This window comes from Pseudomonas sp. NY15364, from assembly GCF_048068235.1.
In the GTDB taxonomy this organism is placed as follows: Bacteria; Pseudomonadota; Gammaproteobacteria; order Pseudomonadales; family Pseudomonadaceae; genus Aquipseudomonas; species Aquipseudomonas mendocina_D.
Genome location: NZ_JBLUPX010000010.1, coordinates 1 through 25,915, shown reverse-complemented (window position 1 = coordinate 25,915; position 25,915 = coordinate 1). Strand labels below are relative to the sequence as shown.

Sequence of the window (25,915 nt, the reverse complement as noted above, 5' to 3'; positions counted from 1 at the left end):
GCTGTGCGCACCGGCTGATATCGCAGAGCCCCGAGGTGCGCAAAGCCTAGGTGGTCCCGCGACACCCTACGATAAGGCGCTATCCATGCGCCTTATTTTGCATTAATTGAATTGTATGCAATTTAATTGCTCGCTAACTTGTTCGTCACTTTCAGCCCATTCAGGACGATTCCCCATGAGCAACGCGCTTTTCGATATCCCGGTCACCACCATCAAGGGCGAGCAGAAGACCCTGGCTGACTTCGGCGGCAAAGCCGTGCTGGTGGTCAACACCGCCAGCAAGTGCGGCTTCACCCCGCAGTACAAGGGCCTGGAAAACGTCTGGCAGCAATACAAGGACAAGGGCCTGGTGGTGCTGGGCTTTCCCTGCAACCAGTTCGGCAAGCAGGAGCCGGGTGACGAGGGCGCGATTTCCGAGTTCTGTGAGCTGAACTTCGGCGTCAGCTTCCCGCTGTTCAAGAAAGTCGACGTCAATGGCAGCGATGCTCATCCGTTGTTCGTGCAGTTGAAGAAGCGCGCACCGGGCCTGCTGGGCAGCCAGGGCATCAAGTGGAATTTCACCAAGTTCCTGATTGGCGAGGATGGCCAGGTGGTCAAGCGTTTCGCCCCGACCACCAAGCCCGAAGAGCTGAGCAGCGAGATCGAAGCTCTGCTGAAATGAGTGCTTTCGATACCGCTGGGCTGCAGTTGGACAACCAGCTGTGCTTCAAGCTCTACGCCGCTTCACGCGCGGTGATCCGCGCCTACAAACCGATGCTCGACGGCCTCGGCCTGACCTACCCGCAATATCTGGTGATGCTGGTGCTGTGGGAGTGGCAGGAGCGGGCGCCCGAGCAGCCGACGCTCAAGGCGCTCGGGCGACGCCTGCAACTGGACTCCGGGACCCTGACGCCGCTGCTCAAGCGTTTGGAGCAGATGGGGCTGGTGCAGCGCCGTCGCGCGCAGGTGGACGAACGCGAGGTGCATCTGGCGCTGAGCGATGCTGGCAGGGCGCTTCAGGCGCAGGTCTTGCCGCTGAAGGCGCAGTTGCTTTGCCAGTTCGACGATCAGGACCTGTTGGATATGGAGGGGCTGCGACGCAGCCTGGATCGCCTGTTGGCCAGGCTCAGCGAGTGAGGTCGGCGGGCAGCCAAGTATCCAGAATGGCTGCCAGTTCCTCGCGGCGGAAGGGTTTGGCCAGGTAGTCGTTCATGCCGGCGGCGCGGCAGCGTTCGCGTTCGTCGGACAGCGCATTGGCGGTCAGGGCGACAATGGGCAACTCCGGCCAGCGCCCGTTGCTGCGAATGCGCCGGCTGGCCTCGTAGCCATCCATCACCGGCATATTGCAGTCCATCAGGATCAGGTCGACAGGTTCCTGCTCCAGAACCTCCAGCGCTTCACCACCATGGCCGGCTACCAGCACCTGATAGCCGAGCTTGGCCAGCATGCCCTTGGCGACCATCTGGTTGACCGGGTTGTCCTCGACCAGCAGTACGCGTGCACTGCTTTCCCGCACAGGCTGAGCCTGGGCGCTGCTGTGAACGTCGCCGTCGTGGCTGTGCAGGACGTGCCGCAGCACCTGTAGCAGGCCATTGCGCGAGAGTGGGCGGGCGATCTGCAGCAGCGGCATAAGGCGTTGTGCCTGCTCATGCGGCAGGAAGTTGCCGTAGGCGGTGACCAGCAACACCGGTGTGCTCATCGCCGGACGAATGCCGAACAGACATTCCGGGCAATCGCTGATCAGCAGGTCGGCCTCCACGCCGTGTAGGTTGGCATCGGTATCCAGGCGCTGATAACTCAGGCCCCAGGCGGGCAGCCACTGGCTGAGCATCTGTTGCAGGCCGCTGCTGGCCGGGGTCAGCGCGACGATGCGGCCCTCAAGCGCCGGTTGTGAGCTGGCGTATACATGGGCAGGCAGCGGTAGCTCGGCGCAGAACTCACTGCCGAAGCCTTCTTTCGATTTCAGGCTCAGCTTGCCGTGCATTGCCTCGCACAGGCGCCGCGTCAGTGCCAGGCCGAGCCCGGTGCCGCCGTACTCACGGGTGATGCCCACTTCTGCCTGGGCGAAGGGCTGGAAGATACGCGCCTGGGCGTCTTCGGCGATGCCGATGCCGGTATCGCGCACGCGAATGCTGATGCCGTCCACAGCGCAGGCGACGATCAGGTCGACGCGACCGAAGCGGGTGAATTTGAGCGCATTGGACAGCAGGTTGCTGACGATCTGGCGAACCCGCGTTGGGTCGCCCAGCACCTGCGCCGGCAGTGCCGGATCGATCAGGCAGGTCAGCTCCACGGCGTTGGCGGCGTTCTGCGACAGCAAGCTGGCGGTTTCTTCGGCCAGGGCGCCGAGGTCGAAGGGGATTTCCTCCAGTTCGAGCTGACCAGCTTCGAATTTGGACAGGTCGAGAATGTCGTTGAGCAGCTCCACCAACACCTTGCCGGAGTCGTGTGCGATACCCAGCTGCTGACGCTGTTCGGCGCTGAGCGGGCCGTCCAGGGCCAGGGCGAGCATGCCCAGCAGGCCGTTGAGCGGGGTGCGGATCTCATGGCTCATGTTGGCCAGGAAGGCCGAGCGCGCCTGCGCCATGTTCAGGGCGGTGGTGCGCGCCGTTTCCAGCTCGGCGTTGGACTGGCTGAGGCGCACGTTGGTCGCCTTGAGTTCGGCGGTACGGGCCGAGACGATGTTTTCCAGTTCACTCAGGTACTGGGTCAGCCGGTCTTCGGCGTTGCGTCTTTGCTCGATCTCCTGGGCGATGCTCGACAGCTGGCGGTTGGTGACCTCGACCAGGATGCCGATTTCATCGCGCTCATGGCCCTTGGGGCAGGGCACCGGTCGGTGCTGCGGCGCTTGCGGATTACGTTGGCTGAGTGCGCGAATCACGCCGGTCAGGGGTTTGGTCAGCATGAAGTAGAACAGCACCAGCAGGATCAGCGATAGCAGCAGGCTGCGCGCGAACCCGGTGAGCAAGGTCAGTAGCGAGCGCCGCAGGAAGTGACTGCCGAACGCGTAGGTATCGATCTCCAGACGCAGGAAGCCCAGGGGCTCGTGGGGTGCATGGGATACGAACAGCGGGTCCTGAAATGCACGTTCGGCACCAAACAGGCTGTCACTCAGGAAACGGTAGCGACTCTCGCTGCGTGGACGGCTGACGCTGGCAAGCACCAGGCCGCTGTTGTCGATCAGTTCAGCGCGGGTCACCGCAGGGGAGCGCAGCAGGCCGAGTACCAGTTCCTGCGCTAGTTCGGCGTCGATGTTGTAGGCGATACGGGCGGCGGGATTGTGGCTGATTTCCAGCAGAGCACGAATCTCGCGGTTGATGGAGGCCTCTTCGCTGGCATAATCGATCGCCACCTGGGTGACGCTGAGCAGCGTGCCAAGGATAAACGCCACCAGCACAGTTAGACCGGCCTGTTTGAACGACAGACGATTGGTGAGCGAAATATCCATAAATGCGTGCGTCGTCTCTGATCCTTGGCGCCTTGCCAAGCATAGCTGATAGCGACCTTGTACCGGCAGAGCCTGCAACGTGCTGCTCTGCGCAAAAGGAGTACTAGACCGTGGATTCCCGATTGCTGGATTTTCTCGCCCGCGCCGAGCAGGTGCTGGAGCGTCTCGAGCCCTTGCTGCCTGCGCTGCGCCCGCAGGTGGACTGGAATAAATGCGTGGCCGCGCGCTGGGTGCGTGATGGCCGCAGTGGCTACCTGATGCCGCTGGAGGTCAGCCTCGACCTGTCGTTGAGCGACCTGCTGGGCGTGGACGTCCAGCGCGAGCAACTGGCACGCAATACCCGCCAGTTCGTCAGCGGCATGCCGGCCAACCATGCGCTGCTCTGGGGCGCGCGCGGTACAGGCAAATCTTCCCTGGTGCGTGCCTTGCTCGCCGAGCACGCCAAGGCCGGCCTGCGCCTGATCGAGATCGAACGCGATCACCTGGCCGATCTGCCGCGCGTGGTCGAGTTGCTGGCCGGCTTGCCGCAACGTTTCGTGTTGTTCTGTGATGACCTGTCGTTCGAGGCGGGTGAGGGCGACTACCGTGTGCTCAAGAGCGTGCTCGATGGCTCGCTGGAACAGGCGCCGGACAACGTGCTGCTGTACGCCACGTCCAACCGCCGCCATCTGGTGCCCGAGCATCAGAGCGACAACGAGAACTGGAAGAGGGTCGACGGCGAGCTGCACCCCAACGAGGCAGTAGAGGACAAGATCGCGCTGTCCGACCGTTTTGGCCTGTGGCTGTCGTTCTATCCCTTCACTCAGGATCACTTCCTGATCGTCGTGCGCCACTGGGTGGACGTGCAGGCGCGTCAGGTTGGGCTGAACTGGAGCTGGGACGAGGCGCTGGAAAAGGCTGCCATCCGCTGGGCGCTGGGTCGCGGTAACCGCAATGGCCGCTGCGCCTATCAATTCGCCCGCCACTGGGTCGGGCTGCAACTGCTGGAGCAACAGGCATGATCGATCTTTCTCAGACTGGTGGCGATCTCAACGGTTACCCGCTGCTGAGTGCACAATTGCAGGCATTGCTTAGCGGCGAACGTGATTTCATTGCCAATGCCGCGCAGTTTTCCGCCTTCCTGTTTCACGAGCTGGCCGACCTGAACTGGGCTGGCTTCTATCTGGTCAAGGATGGCGAGCTGGTGCTTGGCCCGTTTCAGGGCAAGGTGGCCTGTGTGCGTATTGCCTTCGGTCGTGGCGTCTGTGGCGCGGCGGCGGCCAGCCTGCAGACGCAACGAGTCGAGGATGTGCATGCCTTCCCAGGGCACATTGCCTGCGACAGTGCATCGAACAGTGAACTGGTGGTGCCTCTGGTCAAGGAAGGGCGCCTGATCGGCGTGCTGGATCTGGACAGCCCGTCGGTAGGGCGTTTCACCGAGGTGGATCAGGCTGGCATCGAAGCGCTGGCAGCGGTATTTCTGGCTGCCAGCGACTGCTGAATACGCCCATGGTGCCTACGGCGGTTTGAGCTCGATCCGGTAGGGTGTGCCACGCGCACCGCCGGTTGAGGTGTCACGCAAGCTTATGTCGGAATTGGTGCGCACTGCGCACCCTACGAGGCGGGCTCAGCGCTTAGCGCCGATCTTCTCCAGCGTACGCAGTTCACGCGGTAGCAGTTGCTGTGTGGATGCACGGTTCTTGATGCGCTCGTAGTGCGCCATCAGGTTCGGCCAGCGACTGGCATCCAGGGTTTCCCCGCCATGCTCCATGTTGATCAGCTGGCTGGCCAGCGCCAGGTCGGCCATGGAAAGCTGCTCACCGAGGAAATAGGGCGCATCACCCAGCGTGGTCTCGAAGTAGTCGAGGTGCTTGGGCAGTTTGTCCCTGAGCGTCTGCTGCACCTTTTCCTCGTCGCAGGGCTGACCCATGGTGGCTTTCAGCACGCGGTTGCGGAACACGGTGAAGGTGCACAGTGGCGCCAGCTCGTAGTCGGCGTATTTTTCCAGCCAGCGCACCTTGGCGCGTTGCTCTGCATCGGCGCCATACAGCGGTGTGTGCTCGGGGTAGCGTTCTTCCAGGTACTGGCAGATGACGCTGGAGTCAGCCAGCTTGAGGTCGCCGTCGCGAAAGGCGGGAATTCGGCCTAGCGGGTCGAGTTCGCGAAACCAATCGGGCTGGCCGAAGGGCATGACCACCTCGAGCTCGTAATCCAGGCCCTTTTCGATCAGGCACAGGCAGAGTTTGCGGACGAAGGGAGATAGCGGTGCCCCGTAAACGGTCAGGCTCATTGCAACTCCTAGCGGCGGTCCGCGTGCTCGACTGAGCGAGGGCGCGCGAACGGGTTGCTCAGTCGTAGATGTTCTTCTTCTTCCAGTCGTCTTCCAGGTCCTTCAGACCTTCGGTCAACTGACTCGGTTCTTCCGCCCTTGGAGCATTGTTGTTGAGCACCATGGCATTGGCACGTGCCAACTGCTCCTCGAATCGTTTGAGCTGCGCCTGGTAGGGCGCGGGATCTGGCTGCTTGCGCAGGTACTGAACACCGCGCTCGAAGGCCAGGCGGGCCTGGCCGGGTTGTTTCTGCTGCATGGCCGCCTGGCCCAGGGTGCTGAAGAACTCGATATGCACCAGCACCAGCATCTGCCGAATCTGCTTGAGCCAATGCTTGCCGTCGCCCGCGGGTAGCAGGCCGGCCTGAACCGAACCGGTGATCAGGGCATGCAGATTTTCCAGCAGGAAACGCACGTCCTTGGCTTTGGCTTCGTTGGCGATGGGTTGAGGCGGATTCTTCACGGCAATGGATTCGCCCTGAGCGACCTGCGCTTTTAGCGTGTCGATATCGGCCCGAAGGCTGGCGTTCTGTTTCTCCAGTGGCAGTAAACGTTCGCTGGCCTGCAACTGTAACTGGCTCAGCAGTAGCTTCAGCTGCGGCGTCATCAATTGGCCAGGTATACGCTCGGAGATGTCCTGACAGCGACGAATTCGGTCGAGCAGGTCGGCGCGCTGGCGCGCTTTCTCCAGCTTGCTGTTCTCGACGGCGTGGTTGATGTAAGCAATCACCATCAACAGGGCGATGCCGCCGACGATCAGCATGGTTATCACGAGTGCGGACACTGCTTGGGACCTCTCGAGAATCGACTTTTCGACCGAGTGTAGTGGCTTGCTCGCATGGCTCCTAGTGGCATATCGATTTCTGGGCTGAAGTCTTTGATTTTAAAAATTTTTTAGAGAGTGGTTGACGACCTTTAAAAGCCTCCATAGAATGCGCGCCACTTCCAGCGCAAAGCCCAAAGCGAAGCGAAGGAAGCCGGAAAGTTGCTTGATGTTCCGGGGTGTGTCCCCTTCGTCTAGTGGCCTAGGACACCGCCCTTTCACGGCGGTAACAGGGGTTCGAGTCCCCTAGGGGACGCCACTTTCAAGCTGTAATGCGGGAATAGCTCAGTTGGTAGAGCACGACCTTGCCAAGGTCGGGGTCGCGAGTTCGAGTCTCGTTTCCCGCTCCAAATTTTGGAAATGCTGCTTCGGCAGGGTTTCAAACGAAGTTCCAAGGTCCCCTTCGTCTAGTGGCCTAGGACACCGCCCTTTCACGGCGGTAACAGGGGTTCGAGTCCCCTAGGGGACGCCATTTCAAGTTGTACTGCGGGAATAGCTCAGTTGGTAGAGCACGACCTTGCCAAGGTCGGGGTCGCGAGTTCGAGTCTCGTTTCCCGCTCCAAATAAACGAAAACGCCGCTCAATCGAGCGGCGTTTTCGTTTCTGTCGTTTGCGTTCAGGCCGTTCGTGCCAGATACAGCAGGGTATAGCCCAGCCCGCACAATCCCCAGCCCAACCAGGGTGAGAATATGGCGCGCCACAGCCAGTGGCGCGGGGCGAAGCCGACGCCGTGGATGAAGGCGTTGGATACGCCCCACATCACCAGCATCAGCAGCGAATGGCTGTAGCGGCCCTGGCTGTCGAGCATGGCGCCGGGGTGGATCAGCAGCAGCAGCGCCAGGGGCGTGGCCAGCAGCCAGGAGAGCACGCGCAACGGCGCGCGCTCGCTCAGGGTGGTGTCACTCATGCTCGCTCTCGGTGTCGAGATCCTGCGTGGTTTCCAGCCATAGTGCGTTGATGATGCCGAAGCTGCAGGCCAGCAGCACGCCAAGAATCCAGGTGAAGTACCACATCGCGTTTCTCCTCAATACAGGCCGTGGGGGTTGGCTTCGATGCTGCGGTCGTTGAGCTTGCCCCACATCTTCACGTAGCCCCAAAGGGTGTAGATGAGGATGATCGGTACGAAGATGCAGGCGACGACGAACATGATCCCGAGGGTCTTTTGGCTCGATACCGCGTCCCACACCGTCAGGCTGGAGGCCGCATCAAGGCTCGACGGGAAGACGAAGGGGAATAGGGCGAAGCCGGCGGTGCAGATGGTGCCGACGATCATCAGGCTACTGCCGATGAAGGTCAGGCCGGCGCGACGCCAGGTGCTGGCGAGGATGGCCAGCAGTGCTCCGACCACACCCAGCACGGGGGCGCCCATTGTCAGTGGGTAGCGACTGTAATTGCCGAGCCAGCCGGCATTGTCGGCGAGCACCTGCTTGTGCAGCGGGTTCAGTGCCGCGCCAGCATCGAACGCACCCGCCAGACTCATGCCCTTGATACCCAGTGCCAGCCAACTGCCGGCCAGCAGGAAACCGATCAGGAATACCAGCGCACTGAGGTAAGTGGCCGTGCGCGAGCGTGCGGCCAGGTCACCTTCGGTGCGCATCATCAGCCAGGCGCCGCCGTGGGCGCAGAGCATGCTCAGGCTGACCACGCCGCAGAGCAGGGCGAAGGGGTTGAGCAGGGCGAAGAAGGAGCCGTGGTAGCTCGAGCGCATCATGTCATCGAGCTGGAACGGCAGGCCGAGGAACAGGTTGCCGAAGGCCACGCCGAAAACCAGCGCCGGTACCGCGCCGCCAACGAACAGGGCCCAGTCCCAGGCGTTGCGCCAGCGGGTGTTTTCCAGTTTGCTGCGGTAGTCGAAACCCACCGGGCGGCAGAACAGGGCGAACAGCACCAGTAACATGGCCCAGTACAGCCCGGAGAAGGCCACCGCGTAGACCATCGGCCAGGCGGCGAACAGCGCGCCGCCGGCAGTGATGAACCACACCTGGTTGCCGTCCCAGTGCGGGGCGATGGTGTTGATGGCGACGCGGCGCTCGTTGTCGGTCCTGCCGACGAAGGGCATCAGCGCCATGGCGCCCATGTCGAAGCCATCGGTGAGGGCGAAGCCAATCAGCAGCACGCCGATCAGCACCCACCAGACGAGTTTCAGGGTTTCGTAGTCGAACATGGTGAAGTCCTCAGGCGTGGGCAGGCTGCTGTTGCTCGAAGTGGTAGCGTCCGCTGTGCAGGCTCGACGGGCCGAGGCGGGCGAACTTGATCATCAGGTACATCTCCACCACCAGCAGCAGGCTGTAGAAGGCGATCAACGCAATCAATGAGCCCCAGACGTCACCGGCCGACAGGCTGGAGGCGGAAAGATGGGTCGGCAGCACTTCACCGATGGACCAGGGCTGGCGTCCGTGTTCAGCGACGTACCAGCCGGTCTGTGCGGCGATCCAGGGCAGTGGCAGACTCCACAGCGCCCACTTGAGCAGCCAGGGTTTGCTTTCTTCGTTCTTCTTCGCCGAGGCCCAGAAGGCGCAGGCGAACAGCGCCAGCATGAGGAAGCCGCTGGCGACCATGATGCGGAAGCTCCAGAACAGGCTGAACACGTTGGGAATGGTGTCCAGCGCGGCCTGCTTGATCTGTGCCTCGCTGGCATCGACCACATTGGTGGTGTATTTCTTCAGCAGCAGGCCATAGCCCAGGTCATTCTTCACTTCGTTGAAGGCAGCGACGGTTTCGGCCGACTTGTCGCCGTTACGCAGGCGCTCCAGCAGCCCGTAGGCGGTCATGCCGGTGCGGATGCGCGCCTCGTGCTCGATGAGCAGGTCCTTGATGCCCTTTACCTCCTTATCCAGCGAGCGGGTGGCTATCAGCCCCAGGGCGTAGGGGATCTTCACCGCGTAGTCGGTGCGCTGCTCGTCCTGGTTGGGCAGGCCGAACAGGGTGAAGCCCGCCGGTGCTGGGTGGGTTTCCCACTCGGCCTCGATGGCCGCCAGCTTGGTCTTCTGCACATCGCCGATCTCGTAGCCAGACTCGTCACCGAGGACGATCACCGAGAGAATCGAGGCCAGACCGAAGGCCGAGGCGATGGCGAAGGAGCGACGGGCGAAACCCTGATCGCGTTTCTTCAGCAGGTAATAGCTGGAGATGGCCAGGACGAAGATCGAACCGGTGACATAGCCCGCCGCCACGGTATGCACGAACTTGACCTGCGCCACCGGGTTGAACAGCAGGGCACCGAAATCGGTCAGTTCCATGCGCATGGTCTCGAAGTTGAACTCGGCACCCACCGGGTTCTGCATCCAGCCGTTGGCGATGAGGATCCACAGCGCCGAAAGGTTCGAGCCAATTGCCACCAGCCAGGTCACGGTCAGGTGCTGCAGCTTGCTTAGGCGGTCCCAGCCGAAGAAGAACAGGCCGATGAAGGTGGATTCGAGGAAGAAGGCCATCAGTCCTTCGATGGCCAGCGGCGCACCGAAGATGTCACCGACATAGTGGCTGTAGTAGGCCCAGTTGGTGCCGAACTGGAACTCCATGGTCAGCCCGGTGGTGACGCCCAGGGCGAAGTTGATGCCGAACAGCTTGCCCCAGAACTTGACCATGTCCTTGTAGACCTGTTTGCCGGTCATCACGTAGACCGACTCCATGATCGCCAGCAGGAAGGCCAGGCCCAGGGTCAGGGGGACGAAGATGAAGTGATACATCGCTGTCATGGCGAACTGCAGGCGTGAAAGGTCGACGACTGATTCCGAGATCATCTCGGTGTCTCCTCGGTGTTTATAGAAAGTGGGGCAGGCTGACCAAACAGGTGATGCTCGACGCGCTGCTGGCCGTCCTCGGGGACTGTCGGTTCGTTGAACCAGATGGCCTTGATACTCAGCAGCAGGGTCAGCTTGATCAGCAAGATCACGGCGATTTCGCGTACTAGCGGAATGCGCCAGGGGGAGGAAGGTTCGCGTTCGGGCATCTCGATGCTCCGCGTGTGCCGGTGCGGGCGGTGAGGCCGCACCGGCAGAGTGGATGTGTCCTAATGTTACAGAGTACTCGTGGGGGTGTGTAGCGATGGAGATTGATGCAGGTCAGGGGAATGTCGATTAGCGGACCAATGCCTGCAGTGGCAGCCGCCAATAACTCAGTCGAACGCCGGCAGGGTGGGCGTCAGCAGTTCTCGACCGGCCGCTTGCCAGGCCTCGATACCGCCGGCCAGAGACAGCACATTGCGATAGCCCATCTCCCGCAGCGCGTCGGCAGCCAGCGCCGAGCGACCGCTGTTCTTGCAATAGAGAACCAGCTTGAGCGTGCGCTCGGCCAGTTGCGCATCGTTGCTCAGCTTGAACTCCAGCAGACCGCGTGGAATGTTGATGGCGCCGGGAATGTGTGCGGCGCTGTATTCATCCGCCTCGCGCACGTCGATCAGCAGGTCGGCATCGCGGATGGCTGCTTCGGCCTGCGACAGATCGACTTCAGTGATGCGAGTCTTGGCGGCGAGGACCAGATCATGAGCGCTTTTCATGAGTATTTCCTTGCATGGAAAGTGGCTGAGAAGTTGGCGATGGAGGCGCGGGGGCGAGCTGCTTGAGCGCCTCGAACTGACTGATGAATACCTGGCCGCCGAAGCGCTCCAGGAAGTCGGAGCGGCGTAGCTGATCCATTACTGGCCCCTTGACCTCGGACAGGTGCAGTTGCACACCGGCGGTATGCAGGCGCTCGACGATGGCGTGCAGCGAATCCAGGGCGCTGGCGTCTATCAGGTTGACTCCCGAGCACATCAGCACCAGGTGACGTACCTGCGGCCGACTGGCGATCAGCTCGCCGATGCGGTCTTCCAGATAGCGGGCATTGGGGAAATACAGGCTCTCGTCGACACGCAGCGACAACACGCTGGGTCTCTCGATCACGGCGAAGCGTTCGACGTTGCGAAAATGCTCGCTACCCGGTACCTGGCCGACCACGGCGATATGTGGCTGGCTGGTGCGCCAGAGAAACAGCAGCAGCGACAGGCCGACGCCAAGCAGGATACCGGCCTCGACGCCGATCAGCAGCACACCGAGGAGGGTGGCAATCTGCGCGGCGCCGTCCTGGCGCGAATAACGCCAGGTGTGCTGCAGCGACTTGAGGTCGACCAGGCTGAGCACTGCGACGATGATGGTCGCCGCCAGCACGGCTTGTGGCAGGTCGTGCAGCAGAGGCGTCAGCAGCATCACGCTGAGGCCGATACCGAGGGCGGTGAATACGCCGGCCATGGGCGTGCGGGCGCCGGCATCGTAATTGACCACCGAGCGGGCGAAACCGCCGGTGACGGGGAAGCCGCCACTGAAGGATGCGGCGATGTTCGCCGCGCCAAGGCCGAGCAGCTCGTTGTCCGGCTGGATGCGCTGGCGGCGTTTGGCCGCCAGGGTCTGGCCGACCGAGACCGATTCGACGAAGCCCACCAGGCTGATCAGCAGCGCCGCTGGCAGCAGTTGTATGGCCAGGTCGAGATCCATTGTCGGCAGCGTCAGCCCTGGCAGCCCTTGCGGCACCAGGCCAACCACCTTGACCCCGGCTTGCTCCAGTTGCAGCAGTGCGACAGCGGCAATGGCGACGATGATCGCCAGTACCGGCCCGGCCTTGGCCAGGTTACTGGCCAGTTGCGGCGACAGGCCAAGGCCTTGCAGTAGTTGCTTCAGTCGGCTTCTGGCCCACCACAGCCATGCCAGGCTGAGCACGCCGATCAGCAGCGTCGGTCCGTGTGTGCCAGGTAGCGCCTGGATCAGTTGTGGCAGCAACTGCGGCAGATTTTCGCCGGACGCCGAGACGCCGAGCAGGTGCTTGAGCTGGCCGAGAGCGATGAGAATGCCCGAGGCGCTGATAAAGCCGGACACCACCGGATGGCTGAGAAAGTTGGCGATAAAGCCCAGGCGCAGCATGGCCATGGCTGCCAGCAGCAGTCCCGAGAGCAGGGCCAGGAGCATGGCGGCGCCGACGTATTCGGCGCTACCGGCCGGAAACAGTGGCGCCAGGGTGGCGGCGGTCATCAATGAAACCACGGCCACCGGACCAACCGCCAGAGTGCGGCTGGAGCCGAACAGGGCGTAGGCCAGCAGCGGCAGGATGCTGGCGTAGAGGCCGGTCACCGGTGGCAGACCCGCGAGCATGGCATAGGCCAGGCTCTGCGGAATCAGCATCAGGGTGACGATCAGTGCGGCGAGTCCATCCTGCGTTGCGCTGCCTCGGTCGTAGCGTCTGCCCCAGTCCAGGCAGGGCAGCCAGTGGCTCAGTTTCATTTCTTTTCCTGCCGCTCTACAGCACATCCAAAGGGATTTTCAGATAGCGGGTGCCATTGGCTTCGGCCGGTGGCAGTTGCCCTGCACGCATGTTGACCTGCACCGACGGCAGAATCAGGGTGGGCATGTCCAGGGTGGCGTCGCGCTGGCGGCGCATGGCGACGAAGTCGGCTTCGGCGATGCCCTGATGAACGTGGACGTTGTGCGCACGTTCTTCGGCGATGGTGGTCTGGAAGCGAAAATCCTCGCGCCCCGGCGCTTTGTAGTCATGGCACATGAACAGGCGGGTTTCGTCGGGCAGGGTGAAGAGTCGCTGGATCGACTGGTAGAGGATGTGCGCGTCGCCGCCGGGGAAGTCGCAGCGCGCAGTGCCGTAGTCGGGCATGAACAGAGTGTCGCCAACGAAACCAGCGTCACCGATCAGGTAGGTCATACAGGCCGGGGTATGGCCAGGAGTGTGGATGGCTCTACCGTGCAGCTCGCCAATATGGAAGGTATCGCCATCGTGGAGCAGCCGGTCGAACTGGCTGCCATCGGTGGCGAACTCGGTGCCGGCGTTGAACAGCTTGCCGAAAGTGTTCTGCACTACGGTGATGTGCTCACCGATGGCCAGCTTGCCGCCCAGTTCGCGCTTGAGGTAAGGCGCGGCGGACAGGTGGTCGGCGTGCACATGGGTTTCCAGCAACCACTCAACGTGCAGATCGCGCTCCTTGACGAAGGCGATGATGCGGTCTGCGCTGGCGTGTGAGGTGCGCCCGGAGGCCGGGTCGTAGTCCAGCACCGAGTCGACGATGGCGCAGTGTTGCGTGGCAGGATCGATGATCACGTAGCTGTAGGTATAGGTGACAGGATCAAAGAATTCGACGACATCAGGGCGCATGGTCAGGCTCCTCTCATATACCCATGGGAGTATTTAATTAAGATTTAGCTTAACTGTGTTTTGGTTCTATGCATAGATTGTTAAGTAATAAGATGTCGCAACCTTGTTCAGGTCGGCCATAACCGGTTTGTGCGTTTTTTGAGGTGCCGGGCACTGGCAGAGGCAGGCGCGCGCGAGCGGCGCGCCAGAGGGGGCGTGTGTCAGGTGTACTTGGTGAAAATCTCGCGCACTCGCTGCAGTGAGGCCTCGGTATCCTGCTCGGGGTCGAGCATGGCTTCTTCGATCAGGCAGGTGAGCATCAGGCGGTAGGATTTGTCCAGGGCGCTACGGGCTGCCGAGAACTGCTGGGCGATGGCGGCGCAATCCTCGCCACGCTTGATCATCGCCTGGATGCCACGGATCTGGCCTTCGACACGGGCCAGGCGCTTGAGCATCGCTTGCTGCTGTTCGAGCATGCGTAAATGCAGGTCGGTAGTCTCGGTCATGGCGTTTCCTGTGCGAGGGGGCGAGTCAGGGTAAAGGCGCCGCGCAGTTCGCCGATCTGATAGCCGCGGGCCTGATCATGCGGATAGTACTGATCAATGGCCTCTTGTACCTCTGCTTTGATCGCGGTGCCGTGACAGGCCATGCAAGGCTCGCCTACGGCAATGGCCTGCATGTAGCGATATTCGCCGTCGACCTCTTCGCCGTAGCGTAATTCCTTGACCGGCGTTCCGGCTATCGCGGCTTCCGCAAAACGTTCCAGTACGCTGCGCTCCCAGGCATCGGGGGTGTTGCCCGGGTTGCGTACCTTGAGCGATGTGCGGCCCAGTTGCCACGCTTGCTGGCTATGCTCGCTGGCGATCTGTGGCGCCAATGCCTGGCAGGCCTGTACTGCTGCAATTGGCCCGCCATCGGTGACGGCCTGGCGTACCGTACCCAGCAAGTGCTCGGCGAATGGTGGGATCTGCGCCGCCGCCTCGTCTTGCCAGGGGGCGGTTGCTTGTGCGGCGGTGCTAACGAGCAGGGTAGCGAGCAGAAATGGGCGCATGGTCGAACCTCATAAATACTGGTGGGGGTATTTATGCATGAAAGATGACGGCTGTCACCGCCGTCATCTGCGACATTCTGACCAATAGGGGTTAGCGGTGGATCAGTGCTTGGCGCCGTCAGTGGGCAGGGCCAGCAGCTGTTTTTCCAGGTTCCAGTCGAAGGGCTCGTCGTTCTCTTCGGCTTCGAAACGGCGCTCGTCGAGAGCCTGGTACAGGGTGATTTCTTCGTCGGGCATGAAGTGCAGGCAGTCGCCACCGAAGAACCACAGCAGATCACGGGGTACCAGGTGGGCGATCTGTGGGTAGCGGTGGAACACCTGGCTGATCAGATCCTGGCCCAGGTATTGGCTGGAAACCGGGTCGCGCGGCAATTCGGCGAGCAGTTCGTCGTAGCGCTCGAGGAACAGGGCGTGGCTGTCGTCGAGCACCTGTTCGGCTTCGCCCAGGGCGACGAGGATGCCGCGCAGGTGATTGAGCAGGGCGAGGTGGTGTTCGATATGGCTGGCCATGGTGCAGGTTCCTGAAGGGTAAAACGGGCGCAGGAGTATAGAGTTCCTGACGCCCGCTGTCCTGCATGGCTGGCTTTCGTGAGAGGAGCTTTCGGCTCGGGCATCCTGCTTCGCTCTACCTCCTGCATCCCTGCAGTCGTAGTCGCGACGCATGAAGCTCGCAGCTAAAGCCCCTCCCACAGGTGGCTCGAGTCAACGCACCTTGCCGCTCTCCAACATGAGCTCTTCCTTGGCGAAGTCGTCGACGTCGATCACTCGACGCCGAGCCGCTTCGGCCGCTTGCAGGCGCTGGCCCTGTTCGCCGTCGAGGATGCCGGCAGCGATCGCCGCTTCGATGGCGTCCTGGCCCGGCGCTGGTTGCAGACTGCCGTCCTTGAGTGCCTGATGCAGGCGCTTGCGCGCGTCCTGGCTGGCCTGCACCAGGTTCAGCGCATGCTGCAGGGCGCCAACCGAATCCTGATCGGCCTGTGGGCGGTAGCAACCTTCCAGCACCGACTCCAGAGCAGGATCGCCGGCTTGGCGGCCGATGATCGCCGCCACTTCGGCGTCCAGGGCGTCGCTCGGACCCTGGTGGCGGCGGCCCAGCGGGAACACCAGCGCTTTGAGCAGGCAGCCGAACAGGCGGTTGGGGAAGTTGCTCAGCAGGTCATCCAGCGCTTGTTCGGCGTGGTAGAGGTTTTCCTCCATGGCCCAGCGCAGCAGCGGACGAATCGCTTCCGGGTAGTCCAGGTCGTGGTAGCGCTTGAGCGCGGCCGAACCCAGGTAGAGGTGGCTGAGCACGTCGCCGAGGCGCGCGGACAGACGCTCGCGGCGTTTCAGGTCACCGCCGAGCAGCATCATGCTGCTGTCGGCGCATAGGGCGAAGGCTGCTGCCAGGCGATTGAGGGCGCGGTAGTAGGGCTGGCTGAGTTCGTCACCCGGCACAGTGCCCAGGCGGTTCAGTGTCAGGCCGAGAAGGAAGCTGCTGGCAGCGTTGCCGACGGCGAAGCCGATATGGCTCATCAGCAGCGAGTCGAACTCGATCAGTGCCTGGTCCTTGTCCTCGCGGTCGGCCAGGGACATTTCCTTGAGCACGTACGGATGGCAGCGGATGGCACCCTGACCGAAGATCATCAGGTTGCGCGAGAGGATGTTGGCACCCTCGACGGTTATGAAGATCGGCGCGCCCTGCCAGGAGCGGGCCAGGTAGTTGTTCGGGCCCATGATGATGCCCTTGCCGCCGTGCACGTCCATGGCGTGGCCGATGCACTCGCGGCCGCGCTCGGTCAGGTGGTACTTGAGAATCGCCGACAGTACCGAGGGCTTCTCGCCCAGATCGACGGCGTTGGCAGTGAGGATGCGCGCGCTGTCCATCAGCCAGGCATTGCCGCCGATGCGCGCCAAGGCCTCCTGAATGCCCTCGAAGGCCGCCAGCGGCACGTTGAACTGCTCACGCAGCTGGGCGTACTGGCCGGTGGCGAGGCTGGTGAACTTGGCCGCGCCGGTGCCGACTGCCGGCAGGGAGATGGAGCGGCCGACCGACAGGCAGTTCATCAACATCATCCAGCCCTTGCCGAGGTACTCCTGACCGCCGATCAGGTACTCCAGCGGAATGAACACGTCCTTGCCGGAGTTCGGACCATTCATGAAAGCAGCGCCGAGAGGCAGGTGACGACGGCCGATTTCCACGCCGGGGGTATCGGTGGGAATCAGCGCCAGGCTGATGCCGAGGTCTTCCTTGTCGCCCAGCAGGTGATCCGGGTCGTAGGCCTTGAAGGCCAGGCCGAGCAGGGTCGCCACCGGGCCGAGGGTGATGTAACGCTTCTCCCAATTCAGGCGCAGGCCGATCACTTCTTCGCCGTTGTACTGGCCCTTGCAGATGATCCCGGTGTCCGGCATGGCGCCGGCGTCGGAGCCGGCCAGCGGGCCGGTGAGGGCGAAGCAGGGAATGTCATCACCGCGCGCCAGGCGCGGCAGGTAGTGCTGGCGCTGCTCATCGGTGCCGTAGTGCAGCAGCAGCTCGGCCGGGCCGAGGGAGTTGGGCACCATCACGGTGGAGGCCAGGTCGCCGCTGCGGGTCGCCAGCTTCATCGCCACCTGCGAGTGGGCGTAGGCCGAGAAGCCCTTGCCGCCGTACTCCTTGGGAATGATCAGGGCGAAGAAACCATGCTGCTTGATGTGCTCCCAGGCTTTCTCTGGCAGATCCATCTGCTGGCCAACCTGCCAGTCGCTGATCATGGCGCAGAGTTCTTCGGTAGGGCCGTCGATGAACGCTTGTTCTTCGTCGGTCAGCTTGGCCTTGGGGTAGGCCAGCAGCTTGTCCCAGTCAGGCTTGCCGCTGAACAGCTCGCCATCCCACCACACCGTGCCGGCTTCGATAGCGTCGCGCTCGGTGGCCGACATTGGCGGCAGTACGCGCTGGAACCAGGCGAACAGCGGGCTGGTGAACAATTGCCGGCGCAGATCACCGAGCAGGATGAACGCGGCGACGGCGCCGGTGACGATCCACAGCAGCAGTTGCAACCACCCCGGTACCGGGCTGAACAATGCCATGGCCACCAGATAGGCTGCGGTGATGCCGAGGGCGGGTAGGGCGGCGGTACGGCTATGGGCCAGGTAGGCGACCCCGAGCAGCAGAACCAGCAACCAGATGACGTGCATGTGCATTCCTCCATGATTCGAGCGGGCGACGCCCCGAGCATAGCCATAAATGGCGGCAGGGGCGGTGAGCTTGGCCGGATCGTCGTGAACGTGGCGCAATTGACGGGATTAGACTGAAGCAAACTTCAGGAGCCCTCGCCATGCAGACCTATCTACGTCCCGGCCGCTTCATTGACAGTGACCATTGCGCGGTAGTCGAGTTCGCTGAACGTTGGCGTGGTGCGTCACGAGAACCGACCAGTCAGGCCGTGGCCTTGTATCTGGCGGTACGTGACGAGGTTCGCTACAACCCCTATGCCTTCAGCCTCGACGCGCAGACATTGAAGGCCAGTCACGCGCTGGCGGCAGGTGAGTCCTACTGTGTGCCCAAGGCCAATCTGCTCGCTGCCTGTGCCCGGCATTGCGGGATTCCCGCGCGTATCGGCCTGGCCGACGTGCGCAATCACCTGTCGACGCCGCGTCTGCTGGAGCTGCTGCGTAGCGAGGTGTTCGCCATGCACGGCTATACCGAACTGTATCTGGATGGGCGCTGGGTCAAGGCCACGCCGGCGTTCAACGAGGCGCTGTGCCGGGTATTCAAGGTGGCGCCGCTGGAATTCGACGGCGTGCATGACAGCGTCTTCCACCCTTACAACGACCAGGGGGAGCGCTACATGGAATACCTGCACGATCACGGTCAGTTCGAGGATCTGCCCGAGCAACTGTTCTTCGACCATCTGCGCGGGTGTTATCCGCATCTGTTCGAGGCCGGTGCGCTGGAATTGAGCGGCGATATGCAACGTGAGGCCAGTGTTATCGACTGAGTCGATAATCAAGATTGGCATGACGGTCTTTTATCTGCGCGCCGGGGTCGGTAGGGTGCATGCCAGAAAGAAATGGGCGAAACACCCGGTTGCAATCGGGGCCCTTCGTACCCATCTATAACGACCTCACTCTCGCGCGGGAAACCCCATCTTCATGAGCTCCGCCCTGACCATTCGCCAGTTGACCAAGACCTACGGAAACGGCTTCCAGGCCCTGCACGGCATCGATCTGGACGTTGCCGAAGGTGACTTCTTCGCCTTGCTTGGCCCCAATGGCGCCGGCAAATCCACCACCATCGGCGTGCTTTCCACGCTGGTGAACAAGAGCAGCGGCACGGTCAGCGTGTTCGGCCATGACCTTGACCGCGAACCCTACGCGCTCAAGCGCTGCCTCGGTGTTGTGCCGCAGGAATTCAACTTCAACCAATTCGAGAAGGTGTTCGACATCGTCGTCACCCAGGCCGGCTACTACGGTATTCCGCGTTCCGTCGCCAAGGAGCGCGCCGAGCAGTACCTGACCCAGCTCGGCCTTTGGGACAAGCGCGACGTCGCCTCCCGCGAACTGTCCGGCGGCATGAAGCGCCGCCTGATGATCGCCCGCGCTCTGGTGCACCAGCCGCGCCTGCTGATCCTCGATGAACCGACTGCCGGGGTGGATATCGAGCTGCGCCGTTCGATGTGGAGCTTCCTCACCGAGCTGAACAAGCAGGGCACCACCATCATCCTGACGACCCACTACCTGGAAGAGGCCGAGCAGCTCTGCCGCAACATCGGCATCATCGACCACGGCCGTATCGTGGAGCTGAGCAGCATGAAGGATCTGCTGAAGAAGCTGCATGTGGAGACCTTTCTCTTCGACCTCAAGGACTCCTACAGCTCAGTGCCGCTGCTGCAGGGCTATCCGGCGCGCCTGGTCGATCATCACACCCTGGAAGTGCAGGTGGAGAAGAGTCAGGGCCTCAACGCGCTGTTCCAGCAACTGGCCCAGCAGCAGGTCGAGGTGCTCAGCCTGCGTAACAAGAGCAATCGCCTGGAGGAGCTGTTCGTCTCCCTGGTGGAAAAGAACCTGGCCAAGGTGGCGCAATGACCTCTCAGTACCTCAGCAGCGAATTCGCCGCCAACCTGGTGGCCCTGCGTACCATCGTTCACCGTGAGGTCCGTCGCTTCGTGCGTATCTGGCCGCAAACCCTGCTACCGCCAGCGATCACCATGGTCCTGTACTTCGTTATCTTCGGTAACCTGATCGGCCGGCAGATCGGCGACATGGGCGGCTTCAGCTACATGGAATACATCGTGCCGGGGCTGATCATGATGTCGGTGATCACCAACAGCTACGGCAACGTGGTGTCGAGCTTCTTCGGTAGCAAGTTCCAGCGCAACGTCGAGGAACTGCTGGTCTCGCCGGTCTCGCCGCACACCATCCTCATCGGTTTCGTCGTCGGTGGCGTGCTGCGTGGGTTGGCGGTGGGCTTCATCGTCACGCTACTGTCGTTGTTCTTCACCCACCTGCAGGTACATCACCTGGGCGTGACCGTGCTGGTGGTGCTGCTGACAGCGACCATCTTCTCCCTGGGCGGCTTCGTCAACGCGGTGTATGCGCGCAACTTCGACGACATTTCGATCATCCCGACCTTCGTGCTGACGCCGCTGACCTACCTGGGTGGCGTGTTCTATTCCATCACGCTGTTGCCGCCGTTCTGGCAGACGGTGTCGCTGGGCAACCCCATCCTGCACATGGTCAACGCCTTCCGTTACGGCATTCTCGGGGTATCCGACATCCGTATTGGCGTAGCCATCGGCTTCATGCTGCTGGCCACAGCTGCGCTCTACACCCTGTGCATCCGCCTGCTGATCAGCGGTCGCGGCATGCGTCAGTGACGCTTTTGTGGGAGCGGATTCATCCGCGATCTCGCGGCTAAAGTCGCTCCTACAGGCGTGGTGGCGAGAGAAAAAACATAGCGAAATAACTTGCGCACCTGTCAGTAACGCAGCAGCCGGTTAGACTCCGCCTCTACCAAGAAGAAGGGGCTGATCATGACCGTGCTGTTGCGTGCTCTTCCATTGCTGTGGCTGGGTGTATTTGCGCTGCCTGCGGTTGCTGCAGAAGGGCCAATGGTCGAGACCGTGCCGGTGCGGCAGATGGAGGTGCGTGACGAGCTGATCACCTTCGGTTCGCTGCGCTCCGACGAATCGGTGATGATCCGTCCGGAAGTGGAAGGGCGCCTGGCCACCCTGCATTTTCGCGAGGGCCAGGCGGTAACCGCCGGCGATCTACTGATCAGCCTTGACGACGCCATTGCGCGCGCCGAATTCGCCCAGGCCCGGGCCAATCTCGATCTCGCCGAGAAGAACCATCAGCGGGCGCAGATGCTGTTCCAGCGCGGTGCCAGCAACGCCCAGGCACTGGATGAGGCGCAGAGCCAGCTGCAGGCTGCGCGCGCCAGCCAGGCCCTGGCCCAGGCACGGCTCGACAAGACTCAGATCAAGGCCCCTCACGACGGCACGCTGGGCCTGCGTCAGGCCAGCGCCGGTGACTACCTCAGTTCCGGGCAAAACATCGTCAATCTGGAGGTGCTCGACCCGCTCAAGGTCGACTTCCGTATTCCACAGAAGGCCGTGGCCCAGGTGCGCCTCGGTCAGACCGTGGAAATTACCCTCGATACCTACCCGGGCGAACGTTTTCGAGGGGAGATCTACGCCATCAACCCGCGCCTGGATGAAGCGGGGCGCAGCCAGGCTATCCGCGCGCATATCGGCAACGATGATCGGCGCCTGCGTCCAGGTCAGTTCGTCCGTGTTTCGGTGATTCTCGAAGAGCGGCCGCAGGCGCTGGTGATCCCTGAAGAGGCGGTGATGCCGCAGGGCGACAAGTTGCTGGTCAACCTGGTGGTCGATGGCAAGGTCGAGCGCCGTGAGGTGACCCTGGGCAAGCGTTTCGACGGCCTGGTCGAGGTGCGTGAAGGCCTGCAGGGTGACGAAACTATCATCAGCGCCGGTTGGCAGCGTGTGCGTGAAGGGCTGGTCGTGCGTACCAAGAGCGGGGAGCGTCAGCCGTGACGCTTTCCGACGTCTGCATTCGCCGGCCGGTATTCGCCACTGTTTTGTCGCTGATCGTGGTGCTGCTGGGGCTGATGGCCTACGACCGCCTCAACGTGCGCGAATACCCCAATATCGACGTGCCCATCGTCACCGTGCAGGTCACCTATCCCGGCGCCAGTCCGGAAATCATGGAGTCGCAGGTGGCGCAGCCGGTGGAGGACGTGCTCTCCGGTATCGAGGGCCTGGACTTTGTCACCTCCATCAGTCGCGCGGAAAACACCCAGATCACCGCACAGTTTCGCCTCGGGCGCAGCGCAGATGAGGCGGCCAACGACGTACGTGACCGTCTCGGGCGGGTGCGCAACCTGCTGCCGGACGAAGTGGACGAGCCCATCGTGCAGAAGGTCGAGGCCGATGCTCAGCCGGTGGTGTGGATCGCCTTTCACAGCCAGCAGCACAGTGCCATGGAGATCACCGATCTGCTGGAGCGGGTAGTCAAGGATCGCCTGCAGACTATTCCCGGTGTGTCCGAAGTGCAGGTGCGTGGGGCGCGTACCTTCTCCATGCGCATCTGGCTCGACCCGGAAAAGCTCGCTGCGCACAACCTGACCGTGCAGGACGTGGAAGACGCCCTGCGTCGGCAGAACGTGGAGATTCCGGCCGGACGCATCGAGTCGCGCGAGCGTGAGTTCAGCGTGCTGTCGGAAACCGATCTGCGTACCCCGGAGCAGTTCAGCGAGCTGATTCTCGACGATTCGCAAGGCTACCTGCTGCGTCTGTCCGATGTTGGCCGCGCCGAGGTGGGGCCTCGCGACGAGCGCACCGTCGTGCGTTTCAACGGTTTGCCAGCGGTGACCCTGGGCCTGGTCAAGCAAGCCACGGCCAACCCGCTGGATATCTCCGATGGCCTCGAAGCGGCCTGGGATGACGTTCAGGCATTGCTGCCCGACGGCATGAACATGACTGTGGCCAACGACAACTCGCAGTTCATCCGCGAGTCCATCGATAACGTCTTTACCACCATCTGGGAAGCCGTGGCGCTGGTCATCCTGATCATCTTCATTTTCCTGCGCTCGCTGCGTGCGACGCTGATTCCGCTGGTGACCATCCCGGTCTCGTTGATCGGCGCCTTCGCTCTGATGTCGCTGATGGGCTTCACCATCAACACCCTGACATTGCTGGCGATGGTTCTGGCCATCGGCCTGGTGGTGGACGACGCCATCGTCATGCTGGAGAACATCCATCGCCACATCGAGGCCGGGATGAAGCCGATGCAGGCGGCCTTCAAGGGCAGTCGCGAGATTGCCTTCGCGGTGATCGCCATGACCTTGACCCTGGCTGCGGTGTTCGCCCCCATCGGCTTTATGCAGGGCACCACCGGCAAGCTGTTTACCGAGTTCGCCTGGACCCTGGCCGGCGCCGTGCTGGTTTCCGGTTTCGTGGCGCTGACGCTGACGCCGATGATGTGCGCGGTGATGCTCAAACCGCATCAGCACGAGCAGCGCCATGGCCGCGTGTACAACCTGATCGAAGGCTTCCTCAACGGCCTGACCTATAGCTACAAACACAGCCTGGACCGTGCGCTGCGTGCCTGGCCGCTGGTGCTTGGCGTGCTGCTCGGTGCCTTTGTGATGTGCGCCTGGTTGTTCGGCGGCTTGCGTTCGGAGCTGGCGCCTACCGAGGACACCGGCACCATCGTCGGCGTGTTCAATGGCCCGGACGGCGCCACCATCGATTACACGGCGCGCTACGGCCGTGAGGTCGAAGCTGCTTACGCGAGCATTCCGGAGACCAATCGCTATCTGATGATCGCTGGTTTCCCCACGGTGGCGCAGGGCATCTCCTTCATGAAACTGGAGGACTGGGGCGACCGCTCGCGTACCCAGTTCGAGATTCGCAATGAACTGCTACCGCAGTTGCAGGACATCGCCGGTATGCGCGTGACCCCGGTCAACCGCCCGCCGCTGGGGCAGAGCGCGCGCAACCAGCCGATCAACTTCGTCGTGCGCTCGTCCATGGAATACGCCGAGCTGCAGGTTTATGTCGATCAACTGATGGAGCGCATGCGTGATTATCCGGGCCTGGAGGGGCTGGATAGCGACCTCAAGCTCAATTCGCCGCAGCTCAAGATCACCGTCAATCGTGAGCAGGCAACGGCGGTTGGCACCGATGTATCGGTGATCGGCCGCAGCCTGGAAAGCCTGTTTGGCAGCCGCCAGGTGACCCGCTTCAAGCAGAACGGCGAGCAGTACGACGTCATGGTGCAGCTGCAGGATATCGACCGCAGCAACCCGCAGGACCTGGATCGGGTGTACGTGCGTGATCGCGATGGCGGCATGGTGCAGTTGTCCAACCTGATCGAGGTGCGCGAGACGGTCGCGCCGCGTGAGCTCAATCACTTCAACCAGCTGCGTGCGGTGACCATCAGTGCCAACGTCGGCACCGGATACACCCTGGGCGAGGCGCTCAACAACCTGGAGACCGCTGCGCGTGAGGTGTTCCCGCCCGAGACGCAGTACGACTACACCGGCACTTCGCGTGATTTCAAGGAATCCAGCTCGGGCATTCTGCTGATCTTCGCCCTGGCCCTGGCGTTCATCTTCCTGGTGCTGGCGGCGCAGTTCGAGAGCTTCAGCGACCCGCTGATCATTCTGTTCAGCGTGCCCTTGTCGATGGCCGGTGCCTTGCTGGCACTGAAGCTGTTCGGAGGGACCTGGAACATTTATTCGCAGATCGGCCTGGTGACTCTCATCGGCCTGATCACCAAGCACGGCATCCTTATCGTCGAGTTCGCCAACCACCTGCTGCGCGAGGGCAAGGCGCTACGTGAGGCGGTGATCGAGGCGTCGGTGCAGCGCCTGCGGCCGATCCTGATGACCACCGGCGCCATGGTGCTGGGTTCGCTGCCGTTGGCCATCGCCACGGGTGCGGGTGCCGAAAGCCGTCAGCAGATAGGCCTGGTGATTGTTGGCGGATTGCTGGTGGGGACCTTCTTCACCCTCTACGTGATTCCGACGCTGTACCTGCTGCTGCGCCGTTGGGCACCATTGCGCAGGATCGAGGAGGAGCCAGTGGCGGTCTGAGTTCTGTAGGAGGCGCTTTAGCGGCGAGCTTTTGAAACTGTCGCAGCGACGACTGCATTGAGCGACTGATTGTCGTGGTTTGCGTGGTGCTTCGCGGGTGCGACTTGGCGCTCAACCCGCTAAACTCGCGCGGTTTTCGCCACCCTGGATTGCCTGCCATGCAGCACCCCGCCGAACATTCCCCGCTGGGCAAGTCCAGCCAGTACATCGCCGAGTACAGCCCCGAGCTGCTGTTTCCCATCTCGCGTACCACCAAATGGGCGGAGCTGGGTCTGGATGGCGCCAGCCTGCCGTATCAGGGCGTGGACTACTGGAACTGCTACGAGCTGTCCTGGCTGCTGCCCTCCGGCAAGCCGGTGGTGGCCATCGGTGAGTTCGCCATCCCTGCAGACTCGCCGAACATCATCGAGTCGAAATCCTTCAAGCTGTACCTCAATTCCCTGAACCAGTCTGCTTTCGCCAGTTGGGATGAGCTGCAAGCGACGCTGGTGCGCGATCTGTCGGCGGTGGCTGGCAAGCCAGTGGCGGTGCGTTTGCGCTCGCTGACTGAGGTTGCTGAAGAAGGCGTGGCGACGCTGCCCGGTCAGTGCATCGATGAGCTGGATATCAGCGTCAGCCAGTACGATCACCCGCAACCCGAGCTGCTGCGCTGCGACGCCGGTCACGTGGTGGAGGAGAGCCTGCACAGTCATCTGCTCAAATCCAACTGCCCGGTTACCGGTCAGCCGGATTGGGGCAGCCTGGTCGTCGAGTATCGCGGTGCCGCGCTGGATCATGCCAGCCTGCTGGCCTATCTGGTGAGCTTCCGTCAGCACGCGGATTTTCACGAGCAGTGCGTCGAACGCATCTTCCTAGATCTGCAGCGCCTGCTGCAGCCGCAGTCGCTGACTGTCTATGCACGCTACGTGCGCCGTGGCGGGCTGGACATCAACCCCTACCGCAGCACCGAGGCGATCAAGCCGGAAAATGGTCGCCTGGCGCGGCAGTAATCCATGAAAAATGCCGCCAAACCACAGACTGTGTGAAAACCTAGCAGTCTGAGTGCAAGGTGAAGACAATGCCTCTATCGGTCGATAGGGGCATTGTCGTTTATGGGCTATATCCAAGGTGAAGATCGGCAACAA

25 protein-coding genes and 4 tRNA genes are annotated in these 25,915 nt (G+C 62.3%); 14 read left to right on the top strand and 15 right to left on the bottom strand.

The window, feature by feature from the left end:
* Positions 1-175 precede the first annotated feature (175 nt).
* Positions 176-661: a glutathione peroxidase gene (locus ACNFCJ_RS10780; protein WP_037002727.1), complete on the top strand. Its 486-nt coding sequence runs from the start codon at positions 176-178 to the stop codon at positions 659-661.
* Entirely contained in the window at positions 658-1,116 is a 459-nt protein-coding gene (locus ACNFCJ_RS10775) for a MarR family winged helix-turn-helix transcriptional regulator (RefSeq protein ID WP_416771274.1), read from the top strand. The genes ACNFCJ_RS10780 and ACNFCJ_RS10775 overlap by 4 nt, the downstream gene beginning before the upstream one ends.
* Here ACNFCJ_RS10775 and ACNFCJ_RS10770 read toward each other — a convergent pair.
* Positions 1,106-3,427: a response regulator gene (locus tag ACNFCJ_RS10770; protein WP_416771273.1), complete on the bottom strand. Its 2,322-nt coding sequence runs from the start codon at positions 3,425-3,427 to the stop codon at positions 1,106-1,108. The genes ACNFCJ_RS10775 and ACNFCJ_RS10770 overlap by 11 nt on opposite strands.
* A gap of 110 nt (positions 3,428-3,537) precedes the next feature.
* Here ACNFCJ_RS10770 and ACNFCJ_RS10765 point away from each other — a divergent pair, with 110 nt between their 5' ends.
* Both ACNFCJ_RS10765 and ACNFCJ_RS10760 read left to right on the top strand, forming a co-directional pair.
* Positions 3,538-4,428 (top strand): ATP-binding protein, encoded by an 891-nt coding sequence (locus tag ACNFCJ_RS10765; protein ID WP_125880132.1) that lies wholly within the window; start codon positions 3,538-3,540, stop codon positions 4,426-4,428.
* The gene (locus tag ACNFCJ_RS10760; RefSeq protein WP_143504156.1) at positions 4,425-4,907 is read left to right on the top strand and encodes a GAF domain-containing protein; all 483 of its coding nucleotides are present in this window, start codon (positions 4,425-4,427) and stop codon (positions 4,905-4,907) included. The genes ACNFCJ_RS10765 and ACNFCJ_RS10760 overlap by 4 nt, the downstream gene beginning before the upstream one ends.
* Before the next feature lie 126 nt (positions 4,908-5,033).
* Here ACNFCJ_RS10760 and ACNFCJ_RS10755 read toward each other — a convergent pair whose 3' ends face one another.
* Positions 5,034-5,696 carry a glutathione S-transferase family protein gene (locus ACNFCJ_RS10755; protein WP_416771270.1) on the bottom strand — a complete coding sequence of 221 codons (663 nt, stop codon included), beginning with the start codon at positions 5,694-5,696 and terminating at the stop codon, positions 5,034-5,036.
* 58 nt (positions 5,697-5,754) lie between these two features.
* Positions 5,755-6,519 carry a hypothetical protein gene (locus ACNFCJ_RS10750; protein ID WP_416771268.1) on the bottom strand — a complete coding sequence of 255 codons (765 nt, stop codon included), beginning with the start codon at positions 6,517-6,519 and terminating at the stop codon, positions 5,755-5,757.
* Positions 6,520-6,741: 222 nt separating this feature from the next.
* On the opposite strand from ACNFCJ_RS10750, the gene ACNFCJ_RS10745 reads away from it, so the two are divergent.
* The 4 genes from ACNFCJ_RS10745 (at position 6,742) to ACNFCJ_RS10730 (ending at position 7,120) form a co-directional block, all read left to right on the top strand.
* Positions 6,742-6,817, top strand: a tRNA-Glu gene (locus ACNFCJ_RS10745).
* A gap of 15 nt (positions 6,818-6,832) precedes the next feature.
* Positions 6,833-6,908 (top strand) — tRNA-Gly (locus ACNFCJ_RS10740).
* A gap of 46 nt (positions 6,909-6,954) precedes the next feature.
* Positions 6,955-7,030, top strand: a tRNA-Glu gene (locus ACNFCJ_RS10735).
* A gap of 14 nt (positions 7,031-7,044) precedes the next feature.
* Positions 7,045-7,120 (top strand) — tRNA-Gly (locus ACNFCJ_RS10730).
* Between the two features lie 54 nt (positions 7,121-7,174).
* On the opposite strand, the gene ACNFCJ_RS10725 is transcribed toward ACNFCJ_RS10730, so the two are convergent.
* From ACNFCJ_RS10725 to ACNFCJ_RS10670, 12 genes are all read right to left on the bottom strand, one after another.
* Complete coding sequence (locus tag ACNFCJ_RS10725; protein WP_343350348.1) at positions 7,175-7,465, bottom strand: cyd operon YbgE family protein; 291 nt, start codon at positions 7,463-7,465, stop codon at positions 7,175-7,177.
* Positions 7,458-7,571: a cytochrome bd-I oxidase subunit CydX gene (gene cydX / locus ACNFCJ_RS10720; RefSeq protein WP_037051820.1), complete on the bottom strand. Its 114-nt coding sequence runs from the start codon at positions 7,569-7,571 to the stop codon at positions 7,458-7,460. The genes ACNFCJ_RS10725 and cydX overlap by 8 nt, the downstream gene beginning before the upstream one ends.
* An 11-nt stretch (positions 7,572-7,582) precedes the next feature.
* Positions 7,583-8,722 carry a cytochrome d ubiquinol oxidase subunit II gene (cydB, locus tag ACNFCJ_RS10715; RefSeq protein WP_416771267.1) on the bottom strand — a complete coding sequence of 380 codons (1,140 nt, stop codon included), beginning with the start codon at positions 8,720-8,722 and terminating at the stop codon, positions 7,583-7,585.
* Positions 8,723-8,732: 10 nt separating this feature from the next.
* Positions 8,733-10,298 (bottom strand): cytochrome ubiquinol oxidase subunit I, encoded by a 1,566-nt coding sequence (locus ACNFCJ_RS10710; RefSeq protein ID WP_416771266.1) that lies wholly within the window; start codon positions 10,296-10,298, stop codon positions 8,733-8,735.
* Positions 10,295-10,507, bottom strand: a complete 213-nt coding sequence (gene cydP, locus ACNFCJ_RS10705; protein ID WP_143504148.1) for a cytochrome oxidase putative small subunit CydP — start codon at positions 10,505-10,507, stop codon at positions 10,295-10,297. Before cydP ends, ACNFCJ_RS10710 begins: the two co-directional genes overlap by 4 nt.
* Positions 10,508-10,672: 165 nt before the next feature.
* A complete protein-coding gene (locus ACNFCJ_RS10700) occupies positions 10,673-11,053 on the bottom strand; it encodes a rhodanese-like domain-containing protein (RefSeq protein WP_003460910.1) in 381 nt (126 codons plus the stop codon).
* Positions 11,037-12,806 (bottom strand): SulP family inorganic anion transporter, encoded by a 1,770-nt coding sequence (locus tag ACNFCJ_RS10695; protein WP_416771264.1) that lies wholly within the window; start codon positions 12,804-12,806, stop codon positions 11,037-11,039. The genes ACNFCJ_RS10700 and ACNFCJ_RS10695 overlap by 17 nt, the downstream gene beginning before the upstream one ends.
* A gap of 16 nt (positions 12,807-12,822) precedes the next feature.
* Complete coding sequence (locus tag ACNFCJ_RS10690; protein WP_074860871.1) at positions 12,823-13,686, bottom strand: MBL fold metallo-hydrolase; 864 nt, start codon at positions 13,684-13,686, stop codon at positions 12,823-12,825.
* Between the two features lie 200 nt (positions 13,687-13,886).
* Entirely contained in the window at positions 13,887-14,171 is a 285-nt protein-coding gene (locus tag ACNFCJ_RS10685; protein ID WP_003460913.1) for a metal-sensing transcriptional repressor, read from the bottom strand.
* Complete coding sequence (locus ACNFCJ_RS10680; RefSeq protein ID WP_416771262.1) at positions 14,168-14,716, bottom strand: Tll0287-like domain-containing protein; 549 nt, start codon at positions 14,714-14,716, stop codon at positions 14,168-14,170. Before ACNFCJ_RS10680 ends, ACNFCJ_RS10685 begins: the two co-directional genes overlap by 4 nt.
* A gap of 102 nt (positions 14,717-14,818) precedes the next feature.
* Positions 14,819-15,226: a PA2817 family protein gene (locus tag ACNFCJ_RS10675; protein WP_003460917.1), complete on the bottom strand. Its 408-nt coding sequence runs from the start codon at positions 15,224-15,226 to the stop codon at positions 14,819-14,821.
* Between the two features lie 192 nt (positions 15,227-15,418).
* Entirely contained in the window at positions 15,419-17,866 is a 2,448-nt protein-coding gene (locus ACNFCJ_RS10670) for an acyl-CoA dehydrogenase (protein ID WP_416771260.1), read from the bottom strand.
* Between the two features lie 140 nt (positions 17,867-18,006).
* Here ACNFCJ_RS10670 and ACNFCJ_RS10665 point away from each other — a divergent pair, with 140 nt between their 5' ends.
* The 6 genes from ACNFCJ_RS10665 (at position 18,007) to queF (ending at position 25,780) form a co-directional block, all read left to right on the top strand.
* Positions 18,007-18,669 carry a transglutaminase-like domain-containing protein gene (locus tag ACNFCJ_RS10665; protein ID WP_416771258.1) on the top strand — a complete coding sequence of 221 codons (663 nt, stop codon included), beginning with the start codon at positions 18,007-18,009 and terminating at the stop codon, positions 18,667-18,669.
* Positions 18,670-18,823: 154 nt separating this feature from the next.
* Complete coding sequence (locus tag ACNFCJ_RS10660) at positions 18,824-19,756, top strand: ABC transporter ATP-binding protein (RefSeq protein WP_099523047.1); 933 nt, start codon at positions 18,824-18,826, stop codon at positions 19,754-19,756.
* Positions 19,753-20,547: an ABC transporter permease gene (locus tag ACNFCJ_RS10655; RefSeq protein WP_416771256.1), complete on the top strand. Its 795-nt coding sequence runs from the start codon at positions 19,753-19,755 to the stop codon at positions 20,545-20,547. Before ACNFCJ_RS10660 ends, ACNFCJ_RS10655 begins: the two co-directional genes overlap by 4 nt.
* Before the next feature lie 156 nt (positions 20,548-20,703).
* Positions 20,704-21,726: an efflux RND transporter periplasmic adaptor subunit gene (locus tag ACNFCJ_RS10650; protein WP_416771255.1), complete on the top strand. Its 1,023-nt coding sequence runs from the start codon at positions 20,704-20,706 to the stop codon at positions 21,724-21,726.
* Positions 21,723-24,791, top strand: a complete 3,069-nt coding sequence (locus ACNFCJ_RS10645; protein WP_416771253.1) for an efflux RND transporter permease subunit — start codon at positions 21,723-21,725, stop codon at positions 24,789-24,791. The genes ACNFCJ_RS10650 and ACNFCJ_RS10645 overlap by 4 nt, the downstream gene beginning before the upstream one ends.
* A gap of 158 nt (positions 24,792-24,949) precedes the next feature.
* The gene (gene queF, locus ACNFCJ_RS10640; RefSeq protein ID WP_416771251.1) at positions 24,950-25,780 is read left to right on the top strand and encodes an NADPH-dependent 7-cyano-7-deazaguanine reductase QueF; all 831 of its coding nucleotides are present in this window, start codon (positions 24,950-24,952) and stop codon (positions 25,778-25,780) included.
* Positions 25,781-25,915 lie beyond the last annotated feature (135 nt).